The sequence below is a fragment of the Pseudoalteromonas sp. SR45-5 genome (assembly GCF_014163565.1).
Lineage (GTDB): Bacteria > Pseudomonadota > Gammaproteobacteria > Enterobacterales > Alteromonadaceae > Pseudoalteromonas > Pseudoalteromonas distincta.
The window spans coordinates 1-1591 of the sequence record NZ_JACJDN010000774.1; the positions used below are offsets into that span (position 1 = coordinate 1).

The 1591-nt window shown below is 41.0% G+C and carries 3 protein-coding genes; all 3 read right to left on the reverse strand.

The genetic code is table 11. The annotated features are described in order from the left end of the window. Positions 1 to 344 (reverse strand): 1-deoxy-D-xylulose-5-phosphate synthase N-terminal domain-containing protein (locus tag H5072_RS18895; protein ID WP_310735903.1); only part of this gene is annotated, 344 nt, incomplete at its 3' end. A gap of 105 nt (positions 345 to 449) precedes the next feature. After that, entirely contained in the window at positions 450 to 1337 is an 888-nt protein-coding gene (gene ispA / locus H5072_RS18900; RefSeq protein ID WP_182694442.1) for a (2E,6E)-farnesyl diphosphate synthase, read from the reverse strand. Positions 1338 to 1339: 2 nt separating this feature from the next. Beyond that, the gene (locus tag H5072_RS18905; protein WP_002961738.1) at positions 1340 to 1582 is read right to left on the reverse strand and encodes an exodeoxyribonuclease VII small subunit; all 243 of its coding nucleotides are present in this window, start codon (positions 1580 to 1582) and stop codon (positions 1340 to 1342) included. Between the last annotated feature and the right edge of the window lie 9 nt (positions 1583 to 1591).

Consider the following 1591-nt stretch of genomic DNA (forward strand, 5'->3'; position numbering starts at 1 on the left):
TATTGGCTTTCATCGCGAAAAGGAAAAGGGTGCAAACCGTCTTTTTGGCGAATAGTGTGCATTTGGTCGCGACGACCTGTAAGGATTTTATGTGGATAAGCTTGGTGACCCACATCCCAAACTAGGCGATCGTCTGGAGTGTTATAAACATAATGTAGCGCAACGGTTAGTTCAACCGTCCCTAAACCAGACGCTAGATGACCGCTACTTTGCGATACTGAGTTGAGTAAATAATCGCGCAGCTCATTGCTAAATGCAGGGAGTTTGTCTTGCGCTAAGTCACGCAATTGGGCTGGCTCGTCAACCAAATTAAGTAATGGATACTTGCTACTATCAAGTGTCATGGTTTTATATATATCCTTCGCTAACATTAATTCATTCAAAGCTTTTACGAATAATTAATGTTGAGTAATAATGTCAGTGCTAATTGTAATACGTATGAGCAAAAATTAGTGGTCACGCTCAATTAGGTAATTTGCTAGCGACGCAAGAAGTGTTGTGTCAGCATCTATATTTGCCAACGCTTCATGGGCTTGTTGTATTAAATTTTGCGCCTTTTCTTTAGCGCCTAGCATACCTAATAACGCCGGATATGTCGCTTTATTCGCGGCAATATCGGAGCCTTGTGGTTTACCTAAAGTAACCGTATCGCCTTCAACATCTAAAATGTCGTCGTGTACTTGAAACGCCAGCCCTATAGCATACCCAAAAATGCTTAAATTTTCTAAGGTTTGTTGATCTGCCTTTTCACTGCACAGTGCACCAAGTGTAATTGCACAATTAATTAAAGCTCCGGTTTTTAGCTTATGTATTCGCTCAAGCTCTTGTACGGTAATTACTTTATCTGTTGCTGCTATGTCAAGACCTTGTCCGCCTACCATGCCCTCAAGGCCTGATGCGTTGGCAAGCGTAGCAATCATTTTTACTTGTGTTTGCGACGAGCATGTAAATTTGTGATTCGCAATAAGCTCAAAGGCGAGTGTTTGTAGGGCATCACCGGCTAAAATTGCATTTGCCTCGCCAAATTCTATGTGGCAAGTAGGGCGGCCACGGCGTAAGTCGTCATCGTCCATAGCGGGCAAATCATCATGAACTAGCGAATAGCTATGGATACACTCAATTGCAGCTGCAAGTACATGTAAGTCTTGCTGGTTTGCACCGAGCATTTTACCTGTGGCATAAACTAAAAATGGACGTAATCTTTTACCGCCATTAAATAATCCATACTGGGTGGCGTTCTTGACTGTTTCTTCAGTATCGAGAGACTGTTTAAAATGCTGTTGTAAGGTCGCTACTACATCTTTTTGAGCACGTTCGATATAATTATTTATGCTCACAGCTATTCCATATCATTATCAAAATTCGTAAGAACTGACTTTTCGCCATTCCCCATCAAAATTGATACTTTTTGTTCTGCTTGCTGTAATTTACCTGATGAAGCACTTGCTAATGCAATTCCACGCTCAAATTGCTTTAACGATTGCTCAAGCGATAAGTCACCTTGTTCCATGTCACTAACGATTGTAGATAATTCTTCTAGTGCTTGTTCGAAACTTAAGTTTTCAGGTTTTTTAGTCGCCATCTTTATTTC